Origin of the sequence: Crinalium epipsammum PCC 9333 (assembly GCF_000317495.1) — a bacterium.
Taxonomy (GTDB): domain Bacteria; phylum Cyanobacteriota; class Cyanobacteriia; order Cyanobacteriales; family PCC-9333; genus Crinalium; species Crinalium epipsammum.
Genome location: NC_019753.1, coordinates 1,524,799 through 1,550,365, shown reverse-complemented (window position 1 = coordinate 1,550,365; position 25,567 = coordinate 1,524,799). Strand labels below are relative to the sequence as shown.

General features: G+C 41.5%; 23 protein-coding genes, 1 tRNA gene and 1 pseudogene. 18 read left to right on the top strand and 7 right to left on the bottom strand.

Annotated elements, in window-relative coordinates; translation table 11 throughout:
• Window positions 1-74: 74 nt before the first annotated feature.
• Both CRI9333_RS06600 and rnhA read left to right on the top strand, forming a co-directional pair.
• A complete protein-coding gene (locus tag CRI9333_RS06600; protein ID WP_015202387.1) occupies window positions 75-1,142 on the top strand; it encodes a phosphotransacetylase family protein in 1,068 nt (355 codons plus the stop codon).
• Between the two features lie 161 nt (window positions 1,143-1,303).
• Window positions 1,304-2,221, top strand: a complete 918-nt coding sequence (gene rnhA, locus CRI9333_RS06595; protein ID WP_015202386.1) for a ribonuclease HI — start codon at window positions 1,304-1,306, stop codon at window positions 2,219-2,221.
• Here the strand turns inward: rnhA and cruG are convergent.
• Both cruG and cruF read right to left on the bottom strand, forming a co-directional pair.
• Window positions 2,178-3,425, bottom strand: coding sequence for a 2'-O-glycosyltransferase CruG (gene cruG, locus CRI9333_RS06590; protein WP_015202385.1), 1,248 nt, complete (start codon window positions 3,423-3,425; stop codon window positions 2,178-2,180). The genes rnhA and cruG overlap by 44 nt on opposite strands.
• A gap of 53 nt (window positions 3,426-3,478) precedes the next feature.
• Complete coding sequence (cruF, locus tag CRI9333_RS06585) at window positions 3,479-4,390, bottom strand: gamma-carotene 1'-hydroxylase CruF (protein ID WP_015202384.1); 912 nt, start codon at window positions 4,388-4,390, stop codon at window positions 3,479-3,481.
• A 1,127-nt stretch (window positions 4,391-5,517) separates the two neighbouring features.
• On the opposite strand from cruF, the gene CRI9333_RS06580 reads away from it, so the two are divergent.
• The 4 genes from CRI9333_RS06580 (at window position 5,518) to CRI9333_RS06565 (ending at window position 8,386) form a co-directional block, all read left to right on the top strand.
• On the top strand, window positions 5,518-6,765 hold the full coding sequence (locus tag CRI9333_RS06580; protein ID WP_041226443.1) for a GNAT family N-acetyltransferase: 1,248 nt from the start codon (window positions 5,518-5,520) through the stop codon (window positions 6,763-6,765).
• A 123-nt stretch (window positions 6,766-6,888) separates the two neighbouring features.
• The gene (gene dtd / locus CRI9333_RS06575) at window positions 6,889-7,344 is read left to right on the top strand and encodes a D-aminoacyl-tRNA deacylase (protein WP_015202382.1); all 456 of its coding nucleotides are present in this window, start codon (window positions 6,889-6,891) and stop codon (window positions 7,342-7,344) included.
• 140 nt (window positions 7,345-7,484) lie between these two features.
• A complete protein-coding gene (gene psb28 / locus CRI9333_RS06570; protein WP_015202381.1) occupies window positions 7,485-7,820 on the top strand; it encodes a photosystem II reaction center protein Psb28 in 336 nt (111 codons plus the stop codon).
• A 65-nt stretch (window positions 7,821-7,885) separates the two neighbouring features.
• Window positions 7,886-8,386 (top strand): MogA/MoaB family molybdenum cofactor biosynthesis protein, encoded by a 501-nt coding sequence (locus CRI9333_RS06565; RefSeq protein WP_015202380.1) that lies wholly within the window; start codon window positions 7,886-7,888, stop codon window positions 8,384-8,386.
• Between the two features lie 35 nt (window positions 8,387-8,421).
• Here the strand turns inward: CRI9333_RS06565 and CRI9333_RS06560 are convergent, their stop codons facing one another.
• Window positions 8,422-8,928 carry a hypothetical protein gene (locus tag CRI9333_RS06560; protein ID WP_015202379.1) on the bottom strand — a complete coding sequence of 169 codons (507 nt, stop codon included), beginning with the start codon at window positions 8,926-8,928 and terminating at the stop codon, window positions 8,422-8,424.
• A 159-nt stretch (window positions 8,929-9,087) separates the two neighbouring features.
• Here CRI9333_RS06560 and CRI9333_RS06555 point away from each other — a divergent pair, with 159 nt between their 5' ends.
• The 7 genes from CRI9333_RS06555 (at window position 9,088) to CRI9333_RS06525 (ending at window position 16,693) form a co-directional block, all read left to right on the top strand.
• Entirely contained in the window at window positions 9,088-9,546 is a 459-nt protein-coding gene (locus CRI9333_RS06555) for a hypothetical protein (protein ID WP_015202378.1), read from the top strand.
• A gap of 325 nt (window positions 9,547-9,871) precedes the next feature.
• Window positions 9,872-10,789, top strand: coding sequence for a histone deacetylase family protein (locus CRI9333_RS06550; RefSeq protein WP_015202377.1), 918 nt, complete (start codon window positions 9,872-9,874; stop codon window positions 10,787-10,789).
• 230 nt (window positions 10,790-11,019) lie between these two features.
• Window positions 11,020-12,171 carry a glutamate--cysteine ligase gene (gshA, locus tag CRI9333_RS06545; protein WP_041226442.1) on the top strand — a complete coding sequence of 384 codons (1,152 nt, stop codon included), beginning with the start codon at window positions 11,020-11,022 and terminating at the stop codon, window positions 12,169-12,171.
• A 166-nt stretch (window positions 12,172-12,337) separates the two neighbouring features.
• Window positions 12,338-12,799 (top strand): tRNA (uridine(34)/cytosine(34)/5-carboxymethylaminomethyluridine(34)-2'-O)-methyltransferase TrmL, encoded by a 462-nt coding sequence (trmL, locus tag CRI9333_RS06540; protein WP_015202375.1) that lies wholly within the window; start codon window positions 12,338-12,340, stop codon window positions 12,797-12,799.
• 827 nt (window positions 12,800-13,626) lie between these two features.
• Window positions 13,627-13,749: a hypothetical protein gene (locus CRI9333_RS28070; protein WP_269667517.1), complete on the top strand. Its 123-nt coding sequence runs from the start codon at window positions 13,627-13,629 to the stop codon at window positions 13,747-13,749.
• A 115-nt stretch (window positions 13,750-13,864) separates the two neighbouring features.
• The gene (locus CRI9333_RS27670) at window positions 13,865-16,297 is read left to right on the top strand and encodes a peptidoglycan DD-metalloendopeptidase family protein (protein WP_015202373.1); all 2,433 of its coding nucleotides are present in this window, start codon (window positions 13,865-13,867) and stop codon (window positions 16,295-16,297) included.
• A gap of 322 nt (window positions 16,298-16,619) precedes the next feature.
• A tRNA-Met gene (locus CRI9333_RS06525) sits at window positions 16,620-16,693 on the top strand.
• A 262-nt stretch (window positions 16,694-16,955) separates the two neighbouring features.
• On the opposite strand, the gene CRI9333_RS06520 is transcribed toward CRI9333_RS06525, so the two are convergent.
• Entirely contained in the window at window positions 16,956-17,417 is a 462-nt protein-coding gene (locus CRI9333_RS06520) for a (2Fe-2S) ferredoxin domain-containing protein (RefSeq protein WP_015202372.1), read from the bottom strand.
• A gap of 295 nt (window positions 17,418-17,712) precedes the next feature.
• Here CRI9333_RS06520 and groES point away from each other — a divergent pair, with 295 nt between their 5' ends.
• The 4 genes from groES to CRI9333_RS06500 all read left to right on the top strand — a co-directional run bounded on the left by groES (window position 17,713) and on the right by CRI9333_RS06500 (window position 20,492).
• Window positions 17,713-18,024, top strand: coding sequence for a co-chaperone GroES (gene groES, locus CRI9333_RS06515; RefSeq protein ID WP_015202371.1), 312 nt, complete (start codon window positions 17,713-17,715; stop codon window positions 18,022-18,024).
• 104 nt (window positions 18,025-18,128) lie between these two features.
• Window positions 18,129-19,766 (top strand): chaperonin GroEL, encoded by a 1,638-nt coding sequence (gene groL, locus CRI9333_RS06510; protein WP_015202370.1) that lies wholly within the window; start codon window positions 18,129-18,131, stop codon window positions 19,764-19,766.
• A gap of 280 nt (window positions 19,767-20,046) precedes the next feature.
• Window positions 20,047-20,271 carry a type II toxin-antitoxin system HicB family antitoxin gene (locus CRI9333_RS06505; protein ID WP_015202369.1) on the top strand — a complete coding sequence of 75 codons (225 nt, stop codon included), beginning with the start codon at window positions 20,047-20,049 and terminating at the stop codon, window positions 20,269-20,271.
• Window positions 20,268-20,492, top strand: a complete 225-nt coding sequence (locus CRI9333_RS06500) for a type II toxin-antitoxin system HicA family toxin (RefSeq protein ID WP_015202368.1) — start codon at window positions 20,268-20,270, stop codon at window positions 20,490-20,492. The genes CRI9333_RS06505 and CRI9333_RS06500 overlap by 4 nt, the downstream gene beginning before the upstream one ends.
• 83 nt (window positions 20,493-20,575) lie before the next feature.
• On the opposite strand, the gene CRI9333_RS06495 is transcribed toward CRI9333_RS06500, so the two are convergent.
• Window positions 20,576-21,067, bottom strand: coding sequence for a hypothetical protein (locus tag CRI9333_RS06495; RefSeq protein WP_051035350.1), 492 nt, complete (start codon window positions 21,065-21,067; stop codon window positions 20,576-20,578).
• A gap of 192 nt (window positions 21,068-21,259) precedes the next feature.
• On the opposite strand from CRI9333_RS06495, the gene CRI9333_RS06490 reads away from it, so the two are divergent.
• Complete coding sequence (locus CRI9333_RS06490) at window positions 21,260-22,117, top strand: pentapeptide repeat-containing protein (protein ID WP_015202367.1); 858 nt, start codon at window positions 21,260-21,262, stop codon at window positions 22,115-22,117.
• A gap of 272 nt (window positions 22,118-22,389) precedes the next feature.
• Here the strand turns inward: CRI9333_RS06490 and ilvD are convergent, their stop codons facing one another.
• Window positions 22,390-24,072, bottom strand: coding sequence for a dihydroxy-acid dehydratase (gene ilvD, locus CRI9333_RS06485; protein WP_041225966.1), 1,683 nt, complete (start codon window positions 24,070-24,072; stop codon window positions 22,390-22,392).
• Window positions 24,073-24,170: 98 nt separating this feature from the next.
• A pseudogene (locus tag CRI9333_RS06480) lies at window positions 24,171-25,389 on the bottom strand (RNA-guided endonuclease InsQ/TnpB family protein); the annotation flags it as partial.
• Window positions 25,390-25,567 lie beyond the last annotated feature (178 nt).

The following is a 25,567-nucleotide window of genomic DNA, read 5'->3' as shown; positions in this document are numbered from 1 at the left end:
TCAAACCCCCAACCTCAATTTTATGGAGGGTAATTGATAATTGTTCATTGTTAATTGATATGAGGAGTGACGGTATGGCAGATGTTAAGTATTTGCTGGTTGGTTCAATAGAAGCTTACAGTGGTAAATCAGCGACTATTTTAGGCATTGCCCATCAGCTACAAGAAAAAAAAGTGACGATCGCCTACGGAAAACCCTTAGCAACTGATTTTGGCGAAAATCACAGCGATGGTATAGAAGAAGATGTGAAGTTTATTTCACAAGTACTCAATTTGCCAGAAACTCATGTGCGATCGCCTCTTTTACCCTTAAATGAGGAAACAATTCAAAAACGCCTACGCCAAGAAGATCAAATTGACTACCGCCAATCTCTCAAAGATTACTTGCAACAACCTAATGGCAATTTAGTTTTATTAGAGGGCGCAGGAACTCTTTCGGAAGGCAGTTTGTTTGATTTATCTTTACTACAAGTGGCTCAAGTTGTTGACGCATCTATACTACTGGTAGCGCGTTTTCATCCAGTAACATTAGTAGATGCTTTATTATCAGCAAAAGAGCGACTTGGTAAATATTTCATGGGTGTCTTAATTAATGATATTCCGGCAGATCAAATAGATAATGTTGATACATTGGTGCGACCTTTTTTAGAACGCAATGGTATTGCTGTTTTAGGAATGTTGCCCCGTAGCTCTTTATTGCGGAGTGTCAGCGTTAGCAAACTGGTACATCAGTTACAAGCACAAGTTCTCTGCCGTCCTGATCGTCTGGATTTGATGGTAGAAAGCTTGACAATTGGAGCAATGAATGTTAATTCAGCCCTGGAATATTTCCGCAAGGGTAACAATATGGCGGTAATTACGGGAGGCGATCGCACAGATATCCAACTCGCAGCTTTAGAGACATCAACTCAATGTCTGATACTGACAGGTCATATACCACCGCAATCGTTTATTATTAGTCGTGCTGAAGATTTGGAAATACCAATTCTTTCAGTTGATCTAGATACACTAACTACAGTCGAAATAGTTGACCGTGCCTTTGGTCAAGTACGTCTGCATGAACCAATTAAGGTACAGTTTATTCGTCAGTTAATGGCAACTCACTTTGACATTAATCGGTTAATGAGTCAGCTAGGTTTTTAAATCAATTATCAATTATCAGTGATCAGTGATCAATTATCGCCTTGGTTACTGCTCGCTGATAACTGATAAAAATCTGGGTATGTGCGAACTTAGTGTGCAAATGTTCACACAAGAACTTTTTTTCCTCCTCTGCCCCCCTGCCCCCCTGCTTTGTTGTTATTATGTTTTCCGATCGCACAATTAAAAGTATTTACACGGATGGAGCTTGCTCTGGCAACCCTGGACCTGGAGGCTGGGGAGTTGTTGTTTATTACAGCGATAACGCTGTAGCTGAAATGGGCGATGGTGAACGAGCTACCACAAATAATCGGATGGAAATGCTAGCGGCGATCGCAGCTTTAAAATTCATCGCAAAATCCCAACAAACAGAACCGATAACCCTTTATACAGATAGCGAATACGTTCTTAAAGGAATTACTCAATGGGTTAAAGGTTGGAAGAAAAAAGGCTGGAAAACATCTCAAGGTAAAGCAGTTCTCAATCAAGATATTTGGGAAATCTTGGATCAACTTAACTCTGATATACAGCAGCAAGGAACGTCTTTAAATTGGCAGTATGTCAGGGGTCACGCTGGTAACGTTGGTAATGAACGCTGTGATGCGATCGCTCGTGGTTTTGCCATAGGTAAACCCCCATTACTTAAACAGTTAACAGACAATCACTCATTTGGTTCACAGGAAACCGATGGCAGTAGTAACAAAACGATACAATCTACTTGCTTATCCTCAGACCCCCCTACCTTGGATTTTGTCATGGTGGATTCTACGACCTCATTATCTAGTGATACCCTCGACAACCTGCCCTCGGAGGCACGGGTAGCTCACCTCCATAGCCTGATTGAAACCCTGCGAATTGCTGACGAAGTTGCAGATCAAGGGTATTTGATCACAAGTTCAGAATTAGCTGATCTGATGGACGTTAACGCCAGTGCCGTCACCAGTCGCGGAGACGAATGGCGCTGGCGCAACTGGATAGTTTCACGGGTACGCCGCGAGGGTAATCAAATTCTCTGGCAGTTAGAACGCTGGGATCAAACTAACTCTGAATCTGAGCATAACTCCGACCTCGCCACTGAGTAGGGGTACTAAAAGTTGAGAGACAAATTCTCAAAAATGCCAAGGGATCTGCCAGAGGAGAAAGACAAAAAGCAAGCAGACAAAGGTAAAAGGGAAATTCTTGACTTTTTACCTTTGGCTCTTGACTAACTGGTTTTGAAAAGTCATAAGATTGAGCGATCGCCAATAGCAAAGCTACCCGAATTGTTAACAAAAACAAATTCAAGCCCGCAGCTATCACAACTGGTGCTATCCAACTCCCCATCAACAACCAACTACACAACAGCACAGATGCGGGTATGGGTAAACCCTGAACACTCAGCAGCAACCACAAATCCCCCCATAATTGACCAGGATTAGAGGCATCTTTGAGATCAAGCGATCGCCCCCACTCTTTCCAAGTTTCAGCCGCGCCCTCATACATCCGCACCTTGATGACCTTCGCGCCATCCAGAAAGCCCACCTTAAACCCAGCAGCAGCAGCATTACGCGCTAGGGTTACATCATCACAAAAAGAAGAACTAGCACTGCTGTAGCCCCCCAACTGCTGCAACACACTTCGGCGACATAAGAAACACTGCCCATTTGCCATTACTCGTTCTGAGGTTTGAGTAGTATCACCAGTCGCGCCAAACCTATAAACTAGCGTTAGCAACAAAGCTGGCTGCAACCACCATTCCCCAGGATATTTCAGAATAAATTTTGGTGACAAAGAAACCAAATCATAACCCTCAGCCTCAGCTACGTTCAGCAAACCAGCAACTAAACCAGCGCGAGGTTGTGTATCAGCATCAATTCCCAAAACCCACTTACTTTGCTCAGAACTAGCCAAAAAGCCGTTATGCAATGCCCAAGGACGACCTACCCAACCAACAGGTAGCGGGTCATCTGTCATTAGTCGGATGCGGGGATCGTTTTCCTGTGCAGCTTTAACTACATCTCGTGTTCCGTCCTGAGAATTACTATCTACAATAATAATTTCTCGAACATCCCCGCCTTGCTCACTTAACCCAGCTAAACATGGATTAATACGTTCAGCTTCGTTGAGAGTGGGAACAACCACACTCACAGCACCCAACATTTCTGGTGTTGGCTGCTGTGGTTCTATAGGTGGATGCCGACTTGGGCCTTTAGACAAACGTGAAAGTAGAATTAAGGCTGCTGGTGTTTGGATAATTAGCAGCCCTAGTGCAATAGCACCCTTAAGAGTCAAGACATCAAAGCTCATACGCAGTTGTTGTTATTGGGAGTAATTTTTTAATTACTCCTCACCCCTTACTATTACTTAACTGCCACTTTTACAGGTGCCACCGGAATGTCAGTTGTGATGCTGGCTGTTGTACCTACCATCGCTGGTGATGCAGGTTTTGCCATCCACCACAGCGCTAAAGCAGGTAAAACGCCCAAGAGTAAGCCTAAACCAATTGGAACCCAGATCCCAGCCGCAATGCTCATAATTGTGGCAAAAGCAAAGTTACTCAGATAAACAGCTAAAGGTAAACCTAACTGATCTCGCTTCACCACAATTTGCTGCTTACGCCAAAAAATGGCTGCAACACTCATAAACAATGCTCCAGTTCCCATCCAACCAGCAAAGTTTTGGTAAGGCATACCAAAGAAAGCACCTGGTTGTTGCCATTCCCAAAAAGGAAATGCCGTTTGACTCATCGCGGGATCAAGCACAAAATCCCATGAGGTTAGTAGCAGCGCACCTAAAGCGATCGCACTAATACTACGAATCAAGTTAGGTTTACCTGTCTCTAAACCAGCTTTAGCAATTAGATAAGACACAAGCCCTAAATAAAACCAAGATAAGGGAATTGTAAATGGTACTAAACCCCCAATCTTGTACCCTAAGCCACTTAGATAACCGTAATGACCAAAAGGAAAGCCCCTACTGGTTCCCAGCAATTCACTTCCTAAAGAGAGAAATACTGCTGGTATCATAAAAGCCAACCAGTTCCATAACCCTAGAGTCCGGTAAGCGTAAATCGCCGTTGCCGTAGCTCCTAAAATAATATAAACAACACCTCCTCCAGCCATACTCCACTGGAATACAGTCTGACCAAAGCTTGGTAAGTTCAAAATTAATTCTGGATTGGGCAATACCAGTAACAGCCCCGCCAGTCCAAATGCCATCGACACTATATGACCAATCAGACAGAAGCGCTCAATATTGATAAGTTGCTTCATTAAAACCTCCATATACAAGGGAAACAGGCAGGAGTCGCTATGAAAAACCGTGTCACCCTGCTAGTTTTTGGTGACTCCCAAGAAAACGACAGCATGGCACATTTCTTAATAGTTTACAAATGTTTATAATAAATCAAGTTCGACTACAGCAATTTTCTGAAAATTTTTTCGCTAAAAACCCCAAACAGTCATCTAACAGGTAAAATTTATCTAGGTAATCATAATTTGACAGAGATTGAGCCGAAAGGCTTAAGCTTGGTTAAGTTTGACGTGGCATATTCCTCATCAATAGCTTCAATAATTCAGTTCTTGGAAAAATCAGCAAATTTATCTAGAATACTCTAAAAATAAGGTATTTAGTCACTCTTACCTCCTAAATTTTGCTAAAGTCAATAATCGCTCTTTGCTATCTAGGGTGTGATCACCACATACTCAAAATATCCCGAAACTAGCACCAGCTTATTTGCTCAATCCCCAATTGAATCGCGTATTTATTATTAGCGTTAAGTTAGAATGAAGTAGTTTAGGATTCAAAATCAAACTTGTGATTAAAAAAGATTTTGCGCGAAATCTAAAGTAGCTGAAATCATACCTTGAATTACTAACATTAATAAAATTTATAGATTCAGGCAAAAATTCAGTAGGTTGTTGAAAATTAAAACAATATTTTAGATATGCCTATACCGACTTATTAGACTCATAAGTTTGTTGAAACAAATATTGCTCCTCTAGAAAGAGTACAAAAACGAATTTGTTGGATGGCATTTGTTCAACCTATCTGATTTTAAAGTTTAGTAAAAAAAATGTAAATTCCTGTTCTCCTACTCTTTTTTTTTGCTAAAATTACTTAGTAGTTAATCATTATTTGTAGGACGTAAAGTAAGGGTTATTGAAAAGTTATAAAGGCGAAACCTAGACAGTACAATAAAATTGAAAAGCTAACCGCTAACTGCTATATGAGGATTTTGCGGTTCGTGGATAGCTTAGTGCAACCAATATATAAAGAAAGCAGTTAAGATATTGGCAGCTATAATTCAGTGCTACAACCCTTGAAAGGTAGTAACCTGGATAGAAATGCCAACCAAGAGCTTACCTGCGTTACTGGTAAGAATATGCCTGTACCAAAAATGACTTCCCGCACTAGCCAGAATACCAACAGTGTAATCCGCTCGATTCAATATCGCGATTTGGAAGCTATTGAACAGCTATATCCTGAGACGGAGGTAGCGGATAGTTCCTCTGGTGATTTGGGTCAGCAGCTACAACGAGTGCGTCGGTGGTATGGTCCATTAAAGTTTTTCAGCTTGTTTCCCAATCCTTGCCAATATGAGTTTTGTGCTTATGTTGCTGAACAAAATCAGCAGATGCGGGGGATGATTCAGGTTTCTCCTTTTAACCGCACACGCAGCACTTGGCGGGTTGAACGGGTATTGGTAGCAAAAGATCAAGAACCAGGAAGTACTAAGGGGAATGGAGATATTGGCTCTCAGTTGTTGCGTCACTGCTTTGAGAAGATTTTAGAGGCGAGTACTTGGTTGTTGGAAGTGAATGTTCATAACCACTCAACTTTGGCACTCTATCGGCAGAATGGATTTCAACCACTGGCGCAACTAACATATTGGGCGATCGCACCAGAGTCATTACAAGAATTATCCCAGCACGAACCAGATTTGCCCAACCTATTGCCAGTAAGTAACGCTGATGCTCAACTACTTTATCAACTTGACACCGTAGCAATGCCGCCTTTGTTACGTCAAGTGTTCGACCGCCAGATCCAAGACTTTAAAACTAGCGTTGTTAGTTCTTTGTTTACTGGAGTTAAACAGTGGTTGAAGCACAATAAAAGCGTTAGTAGCTATGTTTTTGAATCACAACGTAAGGCAGCAATTGGTTATTTCAATCTAAAACTAAGTCGGGATGGCTCTCAAGCGCACCAGGCTCAATTAACAGTGCATCCGGCATATACCTGGCTGTACCCAGAGTTGTTGTCCCAAATGGCAAAGATTACACAAGATTATCCATCCCAATCTTTGCATCTAGCTTCGGCAGATTATCAACCAGAACGGGAAGAATACTTAGAACAGATAGGCGCAGAGCGAATTGAACATAGCCTGCTGATGTCTCGTTCAGTCTGGCATAAAATCCGAGAAACTAAATTAAAACCTTCTGAAGGTCTGGAATTGGTTCTTCAAAGTCTGCAACCTGCTCGTCAACCTGTACCCAGCCGGATAGAATTGATTAACCAGATTGCAAAACCGCCTCAAACTCCAAAGACTGATATATCTATTTCCCTCTCAGCAACAGCAACTCCATCTGAAGATGTAGTGCAGCCGCCAGATGTTACTGATGTTCAACAAAATAATCATCAAAGCTAGATAACTATTAGTTAACTAGCTGATAAGTATCTCAATATTATTAAACCTACAACCCAACTCCCAAAGCATAAATGCGTCGTTAGAATGCGTAAGTCATAAGATCTAATAATAGGGTGGGAACCGATGCGAGTCGTCATCCAGCGAGTTAAATCATCCCAAGTAACAATTACAGGTAATGTCGTCGGTAAAATCGGACAAGGACTAAATTTACTTGTAGGTATTGCCGATACTGATACAGAGGCAGAACTTGAGTGGATGGCGCGTAAATGCTTGGAATTACGTTTATTTCCAGGTAATCCAAACAGCAATCAGCGTTGGGACAAATCAGTTCAAGAAATTGGTGGGGAATTACTGGTAGTTAGCCAGTTTACCCTCTACGGCGACTGTCGCAAAGGTCGTCGCCCCTCCTTTGACCGTTCAGCAGCCCCAGAAAAAGCGCGATCGCTATATGAAAATTTTGTTAAAAACTTGCGTAAAAGTGGCTTGCGGGTGGAAACAGGGGAATTTGGCGCAATGATGGAAGTATCAATTGAGAATGATGGTCCAGTGACCTTAGTATTAGAACGGGAAGCTGATTAAAAATCTTAGTCTACATCTCCCTATATCTGCGTTTATATAAAAATAACCCATCACTAAACACCCTCTTTCCTAAAGCCTTTTGGTTCCATATGATGAGAAAATAGTAAAAATTTCCCATATAAACAAACCTTAGTCACATTATGGCTGAAATCCAGTTTTCTATAGGTGTCACTGAAGACGTAGTACCTGATGTGCGCTTAACCCGTTCCCGCGATGGCAGTCACGGCACGGCAACATTTTATTTTGAAAATCCCAAAGCACTCGACAACGATAGGACTGATGAAGTAACTGGGATGTACATGATTGATGAAGAAGGCGAACTGGTAACGCGAGAAGTTAAGGCTAAATTTGTCAATGGTAAACCCGAAGCATTAGAAGCAGTTTACTTGATGAAATCTCAAGCTGAATGGGAACGCTTTATGCGCTTTATGGAGCGCTATGCTGAAAAAAATGATTTGGGTTTTAGTAAGTCTTAGTAGTTGAATTAGCTGGTAATTCTAAAGCAAGCATTCCAGCTAATTCCTATATTAAAATTAAAAATATGGTGCAAAAACCTCATCCAGATCAAGTTGCAATGAATGTAAACTGTGCTGTGATCACTGTTAGTGATACACGCACAGAAGAAACAGATCGTAGTGGTCAGTTAATTCAACAGTTAGTCCGCGATGCAGGTCATACTGTAGTAATTTATCGGATTATCAAAGACGAACCAATTCAAATTCAGACACAACTAACAGATTTCAATCAATTTTCTGTCAAAGCTGTGATTTTTAATGGTGGTACTGGAATTGCGCCCAGAGATACTACCTACGATGCGTTAGAGAAGTTGTTAGAAAAAACTTTGCCTGGATTTGGTGAGTTATTTCGCACTTTAAGTTATCAAGAAATTGGATCGAGAGCGATCGCATCACGTGCAGTTGCAGGTATATATCAGCAAAAGCTAGTTTTCTCAATTCCAGGCTCTACTAACGCTGTAAAACTGGCAGTTCAACAATTAATTCTGCCAGAATTAATTCATCTCGTCACTCAATTAGGCAGTTAAGTACTTAGCTCAATATATATTACAAATAATACCTCCTAAAGTTGTGTTTTGAGTTGATTAATTTCTTCTAGAGTCAAAGTAACTTTTACTTCTACTTGGTGTTGGGTATCGCGTAAAATAAGAATACGGTTTTCTCCAACAGATGATAGTTGAAATTGCGGATTTTTCAAATCTAAGGTTTGATAGATAATTTCTGGCAGTCCCACTCGAATTACTACTTCTTTTTGCGAGTGAGGATATATATAAATGTGTTGTTTAAGCGTATCCAGTTCAATTTTGTGAGGAGTAGTGCTGCGTTCTTGTGCGACATCAGGTTTATGCCAATAGAGAGTAATACCACGAACTTGTGGGTTAGAAACAAGAAAAATTTCGTCAAAACGCTGGGCTTCCCAGTCAAGTTGAGTAACATTACCGCTTGGAGGAATTAGCCTCTGTCTCCAAGTAATTTCTTTTCCGTTAAGGTTTGCCCACCATTGGCTAATAGTTAAGAAGTTATTCGTATTTTCGGGGTTAGTGCTTCCGTGCTGCCAGGTAACGATCATAACTAATCAAGTTGCGTTTTTAGAGATTATTATCTATTTAATCTCATAATTTGGGCAAGATTGATGATGCAGGCTTTTATTTAAGATTATGAATCAACCTGCCTGCTCTTAATCAAGTCGCTATAATTTTCAATGACTACCCACTAACAGGTGTAAGCAATGCTGGGGCAATTATGGCAGTGGTTGAAGCAATTATTTAGACGATTATTGGGTAGGAAAACTCCGCCTCCTTCACAAAGTGAGGGAAGGAATTTATCATTCCCCCTGAACAAAGATGGACACAGGGGTGTAGACACTAAACAACTCACCAATATAGATTCCGAAAACATCTTCATGCAGGTACTTGAGGGGGTGCATCAAGGTTGGAGTCGCGGAAACGTTAAAGGCTTTTTACTTACCAAAAACATTAATGAAGCTGATTTAGTGACGTGGTTGCAGGAATTTGGTAGAAAATTGTTACAATCACCTGAACCAGATCAAGAATTATTGCGACGAATGGTAATGCTGGGCGAGCTTCGTTGTGGAGAAATTAGCACAGCTTCCTATGAAATTGGTATACAGAAATTGATACAAGAGCCAAAGGCTGAAGTCTGGGAATATGATGGACTTGATCAATGAAGCGAAAGCTAATAAGCTGTTGTGTTTCTAAATTTTATCTTTTAGAAAGAGAGGAGGGAGGGGAATAGGGTTTGATAATTTTTCTCTCAATTAAAAATGTACAATTTAAATGCACGTTAGCTTATTCCATAAAAATATTGATAATATTCAATCAGCAAAAGTAATTAAATGTATTGTATCTAATTACTTAAATGTAATTAAACATAAAATTTGAGTAACTATTCTTGATTTTGAAACCTTTTGTAACAAATGCTTTAAAAAAAGCTGACGGCTAACTGCTTATAACATACAAATCTTGCAACTACTGCTTGCAAGTTGAATATTAATGTATTTACCAATTGTTTATCACCCAAACTACGTTGTCCCACTTCCAGAAGGGCATCGCTTCCCCATGCCCAAATTTAAGAAACTCTACGAATTACTTATTAAAGATGGTGTAGCCGAAAAAACTCAATTTTATTCCCCAGTTCGTCCCCCTGAAGATTGGATTGAATTAGTACATACTCCTGAATACGTCCAAGCATATTGTCAAGGAACTCTCGACGCAAAAGCTCAACGACGCATCGGTTTACCTTGGAGTCCAGCACTAGCAAATCGTACCTGTGTAGCAGTAGGCGGTACTATTCTCACCGCAAGACTAGCACTTACTTATGGATTAGCTTGTAATACTGCGGGTGGAACTCATCACGCTTTTCCTAATTATGGTTCTGGCTTTTGTATTTTTAATGACTTAGCTGTTACAGCGCGGGTTTTACAACAACTCGGACTGGTCAAAAAAATTCTAATTGTTGACTTAGATGTACATCAAGGCGACGGTACTGCTTTTATTTTCCAAGATGACAAAAGTGTTTTTACTTTCTCCATGCACTGCGAAGTTAATTTTCCTGGTACAAAGCAAACCAGCGACTTAGATGTTCCTCTAGCACAGGGAATGGAGGACGACGAATATTTACAAACCCTTGACAAATATTTGCCAGATTTACTAACTGAAGTTAAGCCAGATTTAGTTTTGTATGACGCTGGGGTTGATCCGCATTTGGGCGATCGCTTAGGTAAATTATCATTAACAGATACCGGAATATATCGCCGTGAAATGCAAGTTTTAACTACTTGTATATCCCAACGTTACCCAGTTGCTTGTGTAATTGGTGGTGGCTATGCCGATGACCTTGATGCCTTAGTCTATCGCCACTCATTAATTCATCGTGCTGCTAGTGATATTTCCCGTCAGTATCAGCTTTGATTACACACTATTGGTAGAGGGGATATTTTGTCTTCTTGGATAAGCTTTATATTTGTGAAATAAAAATAGTTAAGCCAATATACACAAAATTAATGATAGGTCATAGACCCTTGGGGATAAGTCATTAAGGTTTACCAATTACTAATAGTTGACCTGATTGATTAATGTCTAATTATATCTATCTAGTTAATTTTCCAATTTTCCCACATACACCTAGCGGAGGAAAAACCGTGCTGCTATCCAAAGGCTTTGAAGTCGAGATGTACACTGGCACTCCCGAAGGGGAGATCGTGGGACTCTCAGACCGCATCGTGGCTGATCTAGAGGGATTTGTAACAGAACCAGATAGTCGCAATGTCGAATATACAACTCCCCCCTTGTGTTCTTATGACCGCTTATTGTGTGCCTTAGTACAACCTCGACAAAAACTTAGAGCATACTTACAGCGTTTAGGTAATTACACAATCATACCTGGGAGTACTCTATCTTTAGGCGGAAGCGATCGCTTTTACCGTTCCGACCCCAATAACCCTTATCACGGATATATTGAACAAACTTACGGCACTAAAGTTGTTACCGCCAGCATCCACATTAATATTGGCATCAACGATCCGGAACTTTTGATGCGTGCCTGTCGTCTAGTTCGTGTAGAAGCACCTCTTTACTTAGCTTTAAGCGCCTCATCTCCTTTTATTGATGGTCAAGCAACTGGTAATCATTCCAGTCGTTGGGCAACCTTCCCCAAAACACCCTCGTATGTCCCTCTGTTTCAAAGCCACAAGCACTTTATTCAGTGGACAGAAGAGCAATTAGTATTGGGGACAATGCAAAATGTCCGCCATCTGTGGTCGTCAGTCCGACCAAACGGCAACCGTCGCCCTTACGACCTCAACCGATTGGAACTAAGAATATGCGACTTAATTGTTGATCCCATCGCCCTTTTAGCCATCACAGCTTTATTAGAAGCACGTATTTGGCAACTAATGGCTGATCCCAGCTTAGATCCCTTAGAAAGAAGTAGCTTACCAGCAAACACCCGTGCCGAAGATTTAATTGCCTTAACAGAAGCTAACGAAGCCGCCGCCGCCCATCAAAGTTTGGATGCCCAGTTACGGCACTGGGAGGATGGTAGAGTAATTCGGGCAGGAGAATGGATTGCCGAAATATATCAAGAGGTATACGCGATCGCCAAAAAACGTGGTTTTAGTTGCTTCCTTTCTCCATTGCAAAAAATCTTAAGAGAAGGTAACACATCCCAACAATGGTTGAAATTACATAGTCAGACCTCAGATACTCACAGTGTAATTACGCAAGCAATCCAAGCAATGGCAGATCAGGAACGCGAATTAGAAGATAAGTTGTGTCAGCCCTTGGTTGCTTAACTTGAGTCGGAAACCTGATCGACTACTCATCAAAATATCTAATCAATCAAAGAGGCTGACAGCGTATTAAAAAAATCTATATAAGTCAACCCCTAAAATTTGACGGTTGACGGTTGACAGTTGACTGCTTACTGTTAATTGTTAATTGTTAATTGTTAATTGTCTCATGGTTAGGGTTGTTCTAGTTAACCCCCAAATTCCGCCGAATACTGGCAATATTGCGCGAACCTGCGCTGCCACCTGTACTGAGTTGCATCTAGTAGGACCATTGGGTTTTGAGATTAGCGATCGCTACTTGAAACGCGCTGGCTTAGATTATTGGCCTTACGTCAGCTTAAATTACCACAAAGCGATAGAAGAATTTATTTCTTACTCCGAAAATTTAGGAGGACGCTTGATCGGCTTCAGTGTAGCTGGCAGTAGTAGTTTCAGCAAATTAGAGTTCCAAGACCAGGACTGGCTATTATTTGGCAGCGAAACAAATGGTTTGCCAAGCGAGATGATTAATGCTTGTAGTGCAACTGTATATATTCCCATGACACAACCAGGCGTTCGTAGCTTGAATTTGTCTGTAAGTGTTGCTATTGGTTTATTTGAAGCACGCCGTCAGCTAGGGTATTTAGCATAAATATTTTTGATTGAGATTTCAATGCTCAATCAAAAATCATTCATAGCTGAAAAGTTTTATTGCCAAGCAATCAAGTTCCAGCTATAAACCTCAACCCGCAAAAGACTATGCTCGACTTAAATTTTGTCTCAATTCAAAGTTAATAATACTGTATTTGCATATATGAATATAAACCTGTGATTTACCTTGCTCAAGATTAACTTGGAAAATCTACAGCACTTTAATTTCAATGTAATACACCACTCCCCAACTCTCCACTTAGTAAGGACAGGGTGAAATGCGTGTAATTCGCACTCATTAAAACCTGCTGTCTGTAAGAATTGCAGACAATTTGATTCCCCCGCAATAGACCCTTGGATTTTTGCCAATAAGATCTTTAGTCTTCAGCTAGAGCAGCTACAAAAACTTGATTTTACTCATAAGCAATTTATATAAAAACTACCTGTTATAAAGGAAACTCTCTGATAGAATTTTGTGATCAACACAGCTAACTATTGAGAAAAGCAATTAGCTGAAATGCTTAACTAGCAAGCTTTACGAGCAAACCTTGCCTCGAAAAATATTGATCCCAGCACAATTCACTCTTTAAGCATCTGGGGGATTATACGGTTGTTTAGCAATACCGAATCAGTTTAAAGTCTGTATCTGTAATCTGTTAGTTGATAGTCTAGTTCTCTAGAGTATTTGTGTAAACCTGACTGTCAGCAGAAGAGGGGAATTTGTTGGGAGATTTAATCTTAGAACGATCAGGGCGCTCTACCCGAAGTGATATGTTATTAAGACGAGTCCAACTATCTAAAATCCTCTTTCTGCATCTAGACAGAATTATGGCTGTTACCGCAGAAATTAGAGATTTGGCAATTCGCCAGCAAATATCTTGGTTAATTAGCAAAGTTTTACGAATTCATGTAAACTTGTCTAAACTAACGAAGCAAGGTAAGGTTGCTTAAGTATCGTTGCTAAAAGTGAGCTTGTTCGCTTTTAAAGGTGATTTACCTAATTAACGGGTATAACACTAAAAACTCAGCGTAACTTAATCGCTTGTTATTAAGTAGGAGGTCGTTTTTGAAACGCGCATTTACGCATAAGGTTGAATATTTTCCTTCCTATGCCGCAGACAACAATGCGTTAGCGAAGCTCTCTGGAGGAAAGCTTCCTGGAGAATTAGCCAACACAGTTAAAGCCAACTCTCCAGAGGTTAACCGTCGGGCTTGCACCTCTGCCGCCATGATTGGCTTGGCAATCTCAATGGGTGCATCTAGCCTATTGCTGCCTAACCAAAGTGATGAAGCGATCGCGGCTGAACCGATGGCGGGTGAACCCACCACAACATCTACAGCATCGGAAACAGCAGTGGAATTGCCCACATCTACGGCAGAACTGCAACCCGCAGTATCGAACCTACAAGCTGAGGCTTTTCAAGCAGCAATTCCAGATCAAGCTCCCACAGTGATTGAACATCATGTGCAAGCAGATCAACTCCAACTTGCACCAACCTCTAAGGTAGATGAAGCCTCACTGACGACTTCCAATAGCTTCTCCGCCAAATCTGTGCCACCAACACAGGTGCCGAGAATTTCATCTGTAGGTAGCATTGTTAAGCTTCCAGCAGGCGATCGCCAACAATTTACTCAGCTAGACAAAGTTAATTCGCCTCAATTCCAGCCTTCTTCGCCGACGCAAATATCCCCTCAACTGCAAGCTGGTCAATCTGTCAATTTCCCCAGCACAGTTAATGACCTGTTAAAAGCAACGCAAGAGGAAGTTATTGCTCAATTGCGCCACCGTTCCTCAAACGATCAGGCTCAGTTGAAGTTTGAAGAATCTACAAATAAATTAGCTACGCCTAAGATAGCTAGAAGAGAATTCTCTGTATCCCTCAAGCCATTAACAACTAAAGAAGCTGTACAAGTACAACAGCCCGCAGTTCAGGGATTAGAAACAAGCGTAAATTCTCCCTTTGCAGTAAATAACTCGCTCACATCGCCAAAAAAACTGGTATCACCCACGATGATGCCATTATTAGCGACAACTTCTAATCGTGTGGTTATGCCTGTGTCTCTACCAGCAACTTCAGTAACATCACCAGTTCTGATTGCACCAGTAGCTGAAAAATCATCAAATGCTACTGATTTTCAAACAACAATATCAGCAACCCCTGCCGTACCCAAGCCAGTTGTAATTGAACCACAGCAGCGAATAGCAAAAACAACTGTCTACCAAGTAAGACCAGGAGATACGGTAGAAGAAATAGCTGAAGCTTATACTGTTACCCCTAAACAATTAGTTCGGTCAAATAAAATAGACAACCCGAACCTGATTAAAATTAATCAGCAACTAAGAATTCCGCCCGTCAATTCAATTAGCTTAGTTTCCCAGATTCAACCTACAAGTGTTAATGAAAGTTTAGCAACTCACTCTGAGTTATTAAACACCAGAATTAATCAGGCATTTCCTACAGGCGTTGTACCTGCTGTACTGAAACAGCCTTTATCCAGCACTAGATCTTTTTCCGCAACTGCTACCCTTGTATCTACTGTTGCAGGCAATGCGGTACCGCAACCTACGTTGTTGGTTGCTAAAGAATCAAATTCTGAAGATAGTTCCTCAAATAGTCAATTAAAACAGCAATCTCAGTCTGTAGTTTCAACCTTATTAAACAACAATCAGCCACAACAGCCGTCTGTACCCCAACTGATTCAAGCCAATCTTAAAGGGCAAACAACACTTGCTAGTGCCACTCTGCCCGCGTCAAGACCATTGAATAGCGGTAATTTACAGCAGCCAGAGTCACTTCAAGCCCAAGCTATTCAAGCGAATTCAAAATCGTATACGCCGGCTCCCATCGTCATTGAAGTGCCTAAACCTTTAAGCAATAGCGAAGTACGGGAACCTGTTAAAGTACAACAAGCTAGCCCAAGCGTCTCCACAGTACAACCTGCTACTGGTGCGATCGAGATACAAGTTCCGTTACCACAGGTAGCAACAGCACCAACAGAACCAAGCAACTACAATCCGAATATCCAAACGCCAATTGGGGATACAGTATCTCCTGATTTGCCAGCTATACAAAGTCCAACTCCTTATTTACCACCTAGCAATCCACCCGCATTTCAAGGTTTCATTTGGCCAGCAAAAGGGGTGTTTACATCAGGCTATGGTCGGCGATGGGGAAGAATGCACAAAGGAATTGACGTTGCTGCACCCATTGGTACACCAATTGTCGCAGTTGCCCCTGGTATAGTACGAAGATCTGGTTGGAATTCAGGTGGCTACGGCAACTTGGTAGAAATTCAGCACCCCGATGGTAGCTTTACCCGTTATGCACACAACAGCAGACTTTGGGTGGTTGCAGGACAAGAAGTTCAGCAAGGTCAACAAATTGCTGAAATGGGTAGCACTGGTCATAGTACTGGCCCTCACCTTCACTTTGAGTTGCACGCTTATGGAAAAGGAGCGGTAAATCCTATTGCATATCTGCAACGTCGTGCTTCTTAACTATCAGACTTAAGCTGTAGGGGAAGTAAAGCTTTTGGGATTTGGACTTGATAAATTTTAACTAGGGGCAGGTTAGAAACATAAACACCTGCTCAGTCTAAACCCAAATGCGCTCTCCTGAGTTTTAGAGATATGTTGTTGACAACAGCACTTATTAAGTATTGTTGTTAATCCTCACTTGAAAGTATTCAAGGCTAAGGCTTTTAGCCTAATTTTGACCTAATTCACATTAAAATCTGTACGTTCTGGACAATATTTGGGAAATTGGTAGCAATTTTTATTTATTCTATGCTAAAATAACGAATGTGCATCAAAAAAACAAGGCTTAGTAGCTCAGTTGGTTAGAGCAGGGGAATCATAATCCCAAGGTCGCAGGTTCAAGTCCCGCCTGAGCCATTTAAAATCTACAGTGAATAATTAAATGTCGTCGGTAACAGATTAATGTCGTCGAGACTAATTAACTGTTGTCGGGGCAAATTGTTGTATTTCACAAGCATCAGAGCGGATAGCTCCCAAGGTTAGAAAGCACAACATCATCATTCCTTTTATGAAACGTTATGTGCTTTTAAGCAAATAACGTTATGCAAAATTCATAAGATTTCACTTGAGCCCAACTTTTCTTGCCTACCTGGTATTCTCGGCGGATTTAATCAACCAATTAATTTGATTGAGGCGGTTGTGTAGGTTCTGGCATAGGATGAACTAAGAATGCGTATTCTTGAACAACTGTATTGCCGATTAAATGTTCTTGGATAATTCGCTCGATTACTTGCGGGGTGACGGAGTGATACCAAACTCCATCGGGATAAACTACCATAATGGGACCTGCGGCGCAAACTCTTAGACAGTTAGCTTTGGTGCGAAAAATACAGTTGGGACGATTTGCTGTCGGTTGGTCAAGTTTTAACTCTTTAAGACGCTTTTTTAAGTAATTCCAAGCTTCTAAACCAAGTTCCTTGGAGCAGCATTTAGGTAGTGTTTGATCTGCACAGATAAAAACGTGGCGCTGTATCTGATTAAGCCCTAATGTTTGGACACAAGCTAAAAGCTGATCTTTTTCTTGATTATTGCTGCTATTGATAAGTTCTGAGCTAGATTGCTCTACTGTATTGTCAATCATTATTGCTGTAAATGTAAATAAATACTAAGTCGAAATTTTTTAGCTAGTAAGCTTGATTAACGTGATGAAAAATATTTTTCTGATTTTCCCCATCTTAGGCAATTCTTTTTGACTACACCTCCTCAAATTTAGCGTCTTTTACTATTACATAAGGGATTGAGCGCATCTACCCTAATGATTAAGTTCGGGAACCCGTACAGCATACTTTGTTGCGATCGCACACCTTAAGACGCTAAATTAGCACTCAGGAGTTGAGAGTGCTAATTCATTAAAGCATCAACGAGGAGAATTTTTTATGGCAGCAGTATCTCTAAGTGTATCTACAGTTAAACCATTAGCTGATCGCGTATTTGTAAAAGTAAGCGCCGCAGAAGAAAAGACGGCTGGTGGCATCCTTTTACCAGATAACGCTAAAGAAAAACCTCAAGTTGGTGAAATTGTTGCTACTGGCCCTGGCAAGCGCAACGATGACGGTTCTCGCCAAGAATTGGAAGTAAATGTTGGTGATAAAGTTCTTTACTCCAAGTATGCTGGCACCGATATCAAGCTTGGCACCGAAGAGTATGTTCTGCTATCTGAAAAAGACATTCTTGCGGTCGTTTCATAAAATTTTGAGTTCTGACTTATGAGTTAGCCAGTTAAAGAAGGTTGGCTCACATTTAAACACTCAATTCTTAATACTAATTCAAAACTCAAAACTGTAGAGGCAATATGGCTAAACGCATAATTTACAACGAAAACGCCCGTCGCGCCCTTGAAAAGGGTATGGATATTCTGGCTGAAGCAGTCGCCGTTACATTAGGCCCCAAAGGTCGTAACGTTGTTTTAGAGAAGAAATTCGGCGCTCCTCAAATCGTTAATGATGGTGTCACCATCGCGAAAGAAATTGAGCTAGAAGATCACGTTGAAAACACTGGCGTTGCTCTAATTCGTCAAGCCGCTTCTAAAACAAACGACGCTGCTGGTGATGGTACTACCACTGCTACCGTTCTCGCTCATGCGATGGTAAAAGAAGGACTGCGGAACGTTGCTGCGGGTGCTAATGCGATCGCACTCAAGCGTGGTATTGATAAGGCTACCCAATACTTAGTAGACCAAATCAAAGCACACGCTCGTTCTGTTGAAGATTCCAAATCTATTGCCCAAGTTGGTGCTATCTCGGCTGGTAACGACGATGAAGTCGGTCAGATGATTGCCCAAGCTATGGACAAGGTGGGTAAAGAAGGTGTGATTTCCTTGGAAGAAGGAAAATCCATGACCACCGAATTAGAAATTACCGAAGGGATGCGCTTCGATAAAGGTTACATCTCTCCTTACTTCGCTACAGACATGGAGCGGATGGAAGCTGTTTTCGATGAGCCATTCATTCTTATTACCGATAAGAAGATTGCCTTAGTACAAGATTTAGTTCCAGTATTAGAGCAAGTTGCTCGTGCTGGTCGTCCTCTGGTAATTTTAGCTGAAGATATTGAAAAAGAAGCTTTAGCAACCTTAGTAGTTAACCGTCTACGCGGTGTACTGAATGTAGCTGCTGTTAAGGCTCCTGGGTTTGGCGATCGCCGTAAGGCTATGCTGGAAGATATCGCTATCCTCACTGGTGGTCAACTAATCACCGAAGATGCAGGCTTGAAGCTTGATAGCGCCAAGTTAGATATGCTCGGTAAAGCTCGCCGCATCACCATCACCAAAGACAACACCACCATTGTTGCTGAAGGTAACGACCAAGCTGTTAAGTCTCGTTGTGAACAAATCCGTCGTCAGATGGAAGAAAGCGATTCTTCCTACGACAAGGAAAAACTCCAAGAGCGTTTGGCTAAATTGGCTGGTGGCGTAGCAGTAATTAAAGTAGGTGCTGCTACCGAAACCGAAATGAAAGACAAGAAACTGCGTTTAGAAGACGCTATCAACGCAACCAAGGCTGCTGTTGAAGAAGGTATTGTTCCTGGTGGTGGTACAACCCTAGCTCACCTAACACCTCAGCTAGAAACTTGGGCAAACGACAACCTGAAGAATGAAGAATTAACAGGTGCTTTGATTGTTTCCCGCGCATTGGCTGCTCCTCTGAAGAGAATTGCTGAAAACGCTGGTCAAAACGGTGCAGTTATTGCTGAAAGAGTCAAAGAAAAAGACTTCAACGTTGGTTTCAACGCTGCAAGCAACGAATTCGTTGATATGTTTGAAGCTGGTATTGTTGACCCTGCTAAGGTAACTCGTTCCGCACTACAAAATGCTGCTTCTATCGCTGGCATGGTATTGACTACCGAGTGTATCGTTGTTGACAAGCCTGAGCCTAAAGATGGCGCTCCTGCTGGTGCTGGCGCTGGTATGGGCGGCGACTTCGATTACTAAGATTTGACGTGATTGAAGAGGGAATTTATAAATTCCCTCTTTGTCAACAAAATAAAAATTATTTAAGTCGTAATTATATTAATTACGGCTTTTTTAATAAAATTATCTATTTCTCAGATATGATGGCTGTTTTACGCAAAGCTCTGATTTTTTAGTAAATTTTGATAATTTTCTCTAGATACCTCAACCAAACCTACGTTATTAGGATACTTCAAGCATTTTGCTATAATTTCTGTTAGAGGTTTGATTGCATGAAAAACTACATAAAAAACTAATTTATATGTTGAGCTTAAAAACTTTTACCGCAATTGTTGAAAAAGACATTGACACTAATCTTTATGTTGGTTATGTCCCTGGCTTTCCAGGGGCGCATTCTCAAGGCGAAACTTTAGACGAATTACAAGATAATTTACGCGAAGTAATTGAAATGCTTTTAGAAGATGCAGAACCAAAGTTTCAAACAGAGTTTGTTGGTACACAGCAAATTGTGGTTCAGAGAGTATGAGCAATATACCTGTTCTTAAACCACAGGAAGTTGTTCGTATCTTAGAAAGCTTGGGATTTGTAGAAGTAAGGCAGAAAGGCTCACATAAACAATTCCGTCATGAGGATGGTCGAGGAACAACTGTTCCGTTTCACAAAGGACGCAATATATCTCCAGCCCTGCTACGTAAAATTGCCAGTGATATCGATTTAACAGTTGAGGAAATGCTAGAGGCGTATTAATGTTTTATATTTCAAAAAAAAATACCAAGATTTTGATGTTTCTAACATTTCATTAATCAATATATTAAAATTTATGTTTTTGCTTATTCCGTAATTAATTCATCCTGCTTGTCTGGTGCGATAATAGAGGCTACTTCTTGCAAAAGTTCGTTTTGTTCTTGCCTGATTGCTTCTAATCTACTGTTGATTTCTCTTAACCTTTGTTGTTTATCTTGTTCAAGGGATTGAGAAGTTGTAGCTGCTGGTAAAGTTAAGGTTTCAGTACTATTAGCTGTCACACTTTTTTTTGATAATAAATTACTTACTTTACCTAATGATTTGAAAATAGTTTTAAATAATGAAAAAATTATCTTAAATGGAGCAAGTAATAGAGAACGACTTGCTACTTCAATTAATTGACCAATAAGTTTGATTAAGTTGAGCGCGATCGCCACTACTACTATAAAAATAACAAAGCTCCACACGGGATGATTACTCCCCCAAACAAGCATCTGAACTAGCTTTAAGACGGCAGGATGAGTTTGTAACCATTGATCGGCGGAAGATGCGATCGCTCTTTGAATGGGATCGGACATGACATTAACTAATGTGTATTGGTTAGCTATCTTTCTGTATAGAAATGTTACTTATTTAAGTTGAGACACAAGCGATCGCTCCTAATAAGTTTTGTATCTTACAGTACATTTAACCCTACTCTACAGGGAAAACTACAGCTAGGGATTAAATCTACTGCTATAAAAACGAATAACAAAGGAATTGCTTACATAATGAATAAGTGCGATTTGCTTAAACTTTATGCAGAAGGTAACAGAGACTTTTCTGGTGTTGACTTAAAGGGTGCAGATCTCAGTGGCGTTAGTTTAATTGGGGTAAACCTCAGAAAAGCTAACCTGATAGGTGTTAATTTTGATCGTGCTACTCTCACTAATTCAGATCTTAGCTACGCCCAACTCAACTGGGCTAACATGAATTTTGTCAAAATGAGTTCTGCCAAACTGATAGATGCAGACTTAACCAAAGCCAATTTATTAGGCGCTTTGATGTTGAAGTGCAAATTACCAGGGGCTAGGCTGAGTGGTGCTAATCTCAGAGATGTTAACTTACGGGGTGCTAACTTACGGGAAGTAAATTTCAGTAGTGCTTTTCTACAAAGAATAAATTTGCGGGAAGCAAATCTTAGTGGTGTTAACTTCAATTGGGCTAATCTTGACGAAGCAAGACTTAGCGGCGCTAAGTTGTATGGAGCATCGTTTTATGGTGCTAACTTTAGCAGAACTTTTTTAAAGGATTTAGATCTTAGTGGCGCTGATTTACAGGGAGTTAATTTTAGCGAAGCTAGAATGGGCGGCGCTAACTTAGAGGGCGCTAATTTGGTAGCGGCTGATCTTAGAGAAGCACATTTGCGACTGGTTAACCTTAAGGGTGCAGATTTGACAGGAGCAAACTTATCCAAGGCTTATTTAGATCAGACAAATATGACTTGGATTAATTTAACTAAAGCTGATTTAACTGATGTTGATTTTAGTAAGGCAACTATTAAGGGAGCCACCTTTAATGGTGCTGAACTGACTAACACTGTCTTCCCCCCTGATTGGGAAAACTCTGATATGCGTATCGCATCTTGAGAATTTAGAAGTATAGCCGTAGACAAGGCGGTTAAGTCATTAGATCTCTTGCACTCAATTACAATTTTTTTTAATCGCAGATGTGAGCAGATTAACGCAGATTACGCAGATGAAATGCTTTGATTTAATCGTTGCCCTAAGCGCCCTGTTCGTTGCTATAAATATGCCTTTGGGGTTTATCGACTTAGCAAGAATCCCCAGGTGAATTATAAATTCATCTGGGGAGTTTCAAATATCTACAAAATTCTATTTTGGGGCTATACAAAATAATTTTACAAGCCCAAATCTGTCACAGCACCAACGCTGCTAGAAGATACTAATTTGGCATACTTTGCGAGTACGCCAGTGGTGTATCTTGGCTGAGGTGGTTGCCACTGGGAACGACGACGAGCTAATTCTTCATCGGATATGTGCAATTGTAATAAGCGGGCGTGAGCGTCAATTGTGATGGTATCGCCTTCTTGTACAAGCGCGATCGCACCCCCAACTGCTGCTTCTGGTGCAACGTGACCTACTACCATACCGTAAGTACCACCAGAAAAGCGACCATCGGTAATTAATCCCACAGAATCACCTAAGCCAGCACCGATAATAGCAGAAGTGGGAGCAAGCATTTCTCGCATTCCAGGACCTCCTTTGGGTCCTTCGTAACGGATGACAATGACATCTCCAGCTTGAATTTGATTAGCTAAAATTGCGGCGAGACTTGCTTCCTCAGATTCAAATACTCGCGCAGGGCCAGTAATTTGTGGCTTCTTGATTCCGGTAATTTTAGCAACAGCACCCTCTGTCGCTAAATTGCCTTTCAAGATAGCTAAGTGTCCTTGTTGATACATCGGATTATTCCAAGGACGGATGACATCTTGATCGGCGCGGGGTTCAGATGGAACGTCTGCTAACACTTCCGCAATTGTTTTTCCAGTAATTGTGAGAGCATCCCCATGTAGTAAGTCATGATCTAATAACATCTTCATAACTTGAGGAATACCACCAGCTTTATGTAAATCTGTGGCTACGTACTTACCAGAGGGTTTTAAGTCACAAAGTACGGGTACACGACCGCGAATTGTTTCAAAGTCATCAATTGATAACTCAACACCGATAGTATGTGCGATCGCTAATAGGTGCAATACAGAATTTGTCGATCCACCTACTGCCATAATCACAGATATGGCATTTTCAAACGCTTTGCGGGTAATAATTTGGCTAGGTAACAACTGGTTACGAATTGCGTCTACTAGCACAAATGCCGATTTTTCCGCGCTTTCAGCTTTTTCTGCATCTTCTGCTGCCATTGTGGAAGAATAAGGTAAGCTCATGCCCATTGCTTCAAAAGCAGAAGACATCGTATTAGCTGTATACATTCCCCCACAGGAACCAGCGCCAGGGCAAGCTTTGCGTTCTACTTCCATCAACTCAGCCGCATCAATCTTACCTGCGCTATATTGCCCTACGGCTTCAAACGCGCTTACAACTGTGAGGTCGCGCCCGTTGTGATGACCAGGTTTAATTGTGCCACCGTAAACAAAAATAGCCGGAATATTGATGCGAGCGATCGCAATCATCGCTCCTGGCATATTCTTGTCACAACCACCAACAGCCAAAACCCCATCCATACTCTGCCCATTACAGACAGTTTCAATCGAGTCAGCAATCACTTCCCGCGATACCAGGGAATATTTCATCCCTTCAGTTCCCATTGAGATGCCATCACTGATGGTAATCGTGCCAAACATTTGTGGCATAGCACCAGAGGAGCGCAATCCAGCTTCAGCACGAGTAGCCAACTCATTTAACCCCATATTGCAAGGGGTAATCGTGCTAAAGCCATTAGCTACACCTACAATTGGTTTAGTAAAATCTTGATCGCCAAAGCCAACAGCACGTAACATAGCTCGGTTAGGCGATCGCTGTACGCCTTGGGTAACTTCTTGGCTTCTCAAGTTGTCTGGCATTCTAAAATCTTCCTGTGCAAACTGTGGATTTTCCTTGTCCGTTTCACAAATACTGATTGACATCCTCCCTCCGAAGCATTCGGAGTACCGAATATAGCGGGGGATTCCAAAGATTGCTCTTTGGGCTTCCTCTTTCCACGAGTTGATTTGCTTGAAGGAATTTCTTCACTTCCTGTATTGACCAGTCTCTCCAGAGGCGTTAATTCCGACATGACCTGTCGTACTCAATGCTTTTTCTAATATGTTTCGTGCCGCGTTCCAATCCCTGTCTTGAGTGTGTCCACAATGAGGACAAACATGAGTTCTAGTGCTAAGGGTCTTTTTGACAACTTGACCACAGTTAGAGCAATTTTGGCTGGTGTAGTGGGGTGGGACTGCGACAGTTATCACGCCAAACACCTTGCCGAAATACTCAACCCACTCACGAAACAGCGACCAGGAAGCGTCACTAATTGATTTAGCCAAGCGATGATTCTTGACCATATTACGCACCTGCAAATCCTCATACGCCACAAGGTCGCTAGACCTCACCACGCACCTTGCTGTCTTTACAGCAAAATCTTTACGCTGGCGACTTACTTTGAGGTGTTTACGTGCAAGTTTATTTCTCAACTTGGCTCTATTGTTGGAACCCTTTTTAGTCTTAGACATCCGGCGTTGCAATCGCTTCAAAGACTTCTCACTCTTGCGAAGATGTCTAGGATTTGCAACTGTCTCTCCATTGCTATCGGTGTAGAAGTGGGTCAACCCCACATCTACACCGATAGTTTTACCCGTTGGTTCTCGCCTTTCCACTCGTTCATGGTCGATACAAAACTGGGCATAATACCCATCAGCACGACGCACTACCCGCACTCGTTTAATCTGCTTGAGTTGATAGAAGTGCAGGTCACGGGTTCCCCAAAGCTTAAAGGTTCCCGCCTTAAATCCGTCAGAAAAAGTTATATATCTGCGGTCGTCAGAAAGTTGCCACCCGCTAGTTTTGTATTCTACAGAACCATGTGTAGCAAGTTTTTTAAACTGAGGATACCCCTTTTTCCCTGGCTTACTCTTTTTGCAGTTGTCAAAAAAGCGAGCAATGGCAGACCATGCCCTTTCTGCACTGGCTTGACGAGCCATCGAGTTAAGCTTTCCTGCCCAAGCAAATTCTTTGCCCAAGACAGCACAATACGCACTCAACTCATAGCGCCCCATGCCCCGATTGTCCATCCAGTATCTCAGGCAGGAATTACGCACGAAAAGAGCAGTACGAATAGCTTCATCAAGCTTCTCGTACTGCTCTTTCAATCCCTCAAGTTTTGCCTCAAATACCAACATGGTTACGTTGCTTTGCTTGACGTAACTATCCTAGCACAAATCCTGTCCGCAATTCATCTCACCGCCAAGCTGAGTACAGCTATGTCGGGAGATGAATTGCGGTTGATGGTAATTAGGACAGGATTACCCCGCCTCTATCTACGGACACTTGTTTTTGATTGTCTCAAAATGCCTGAGT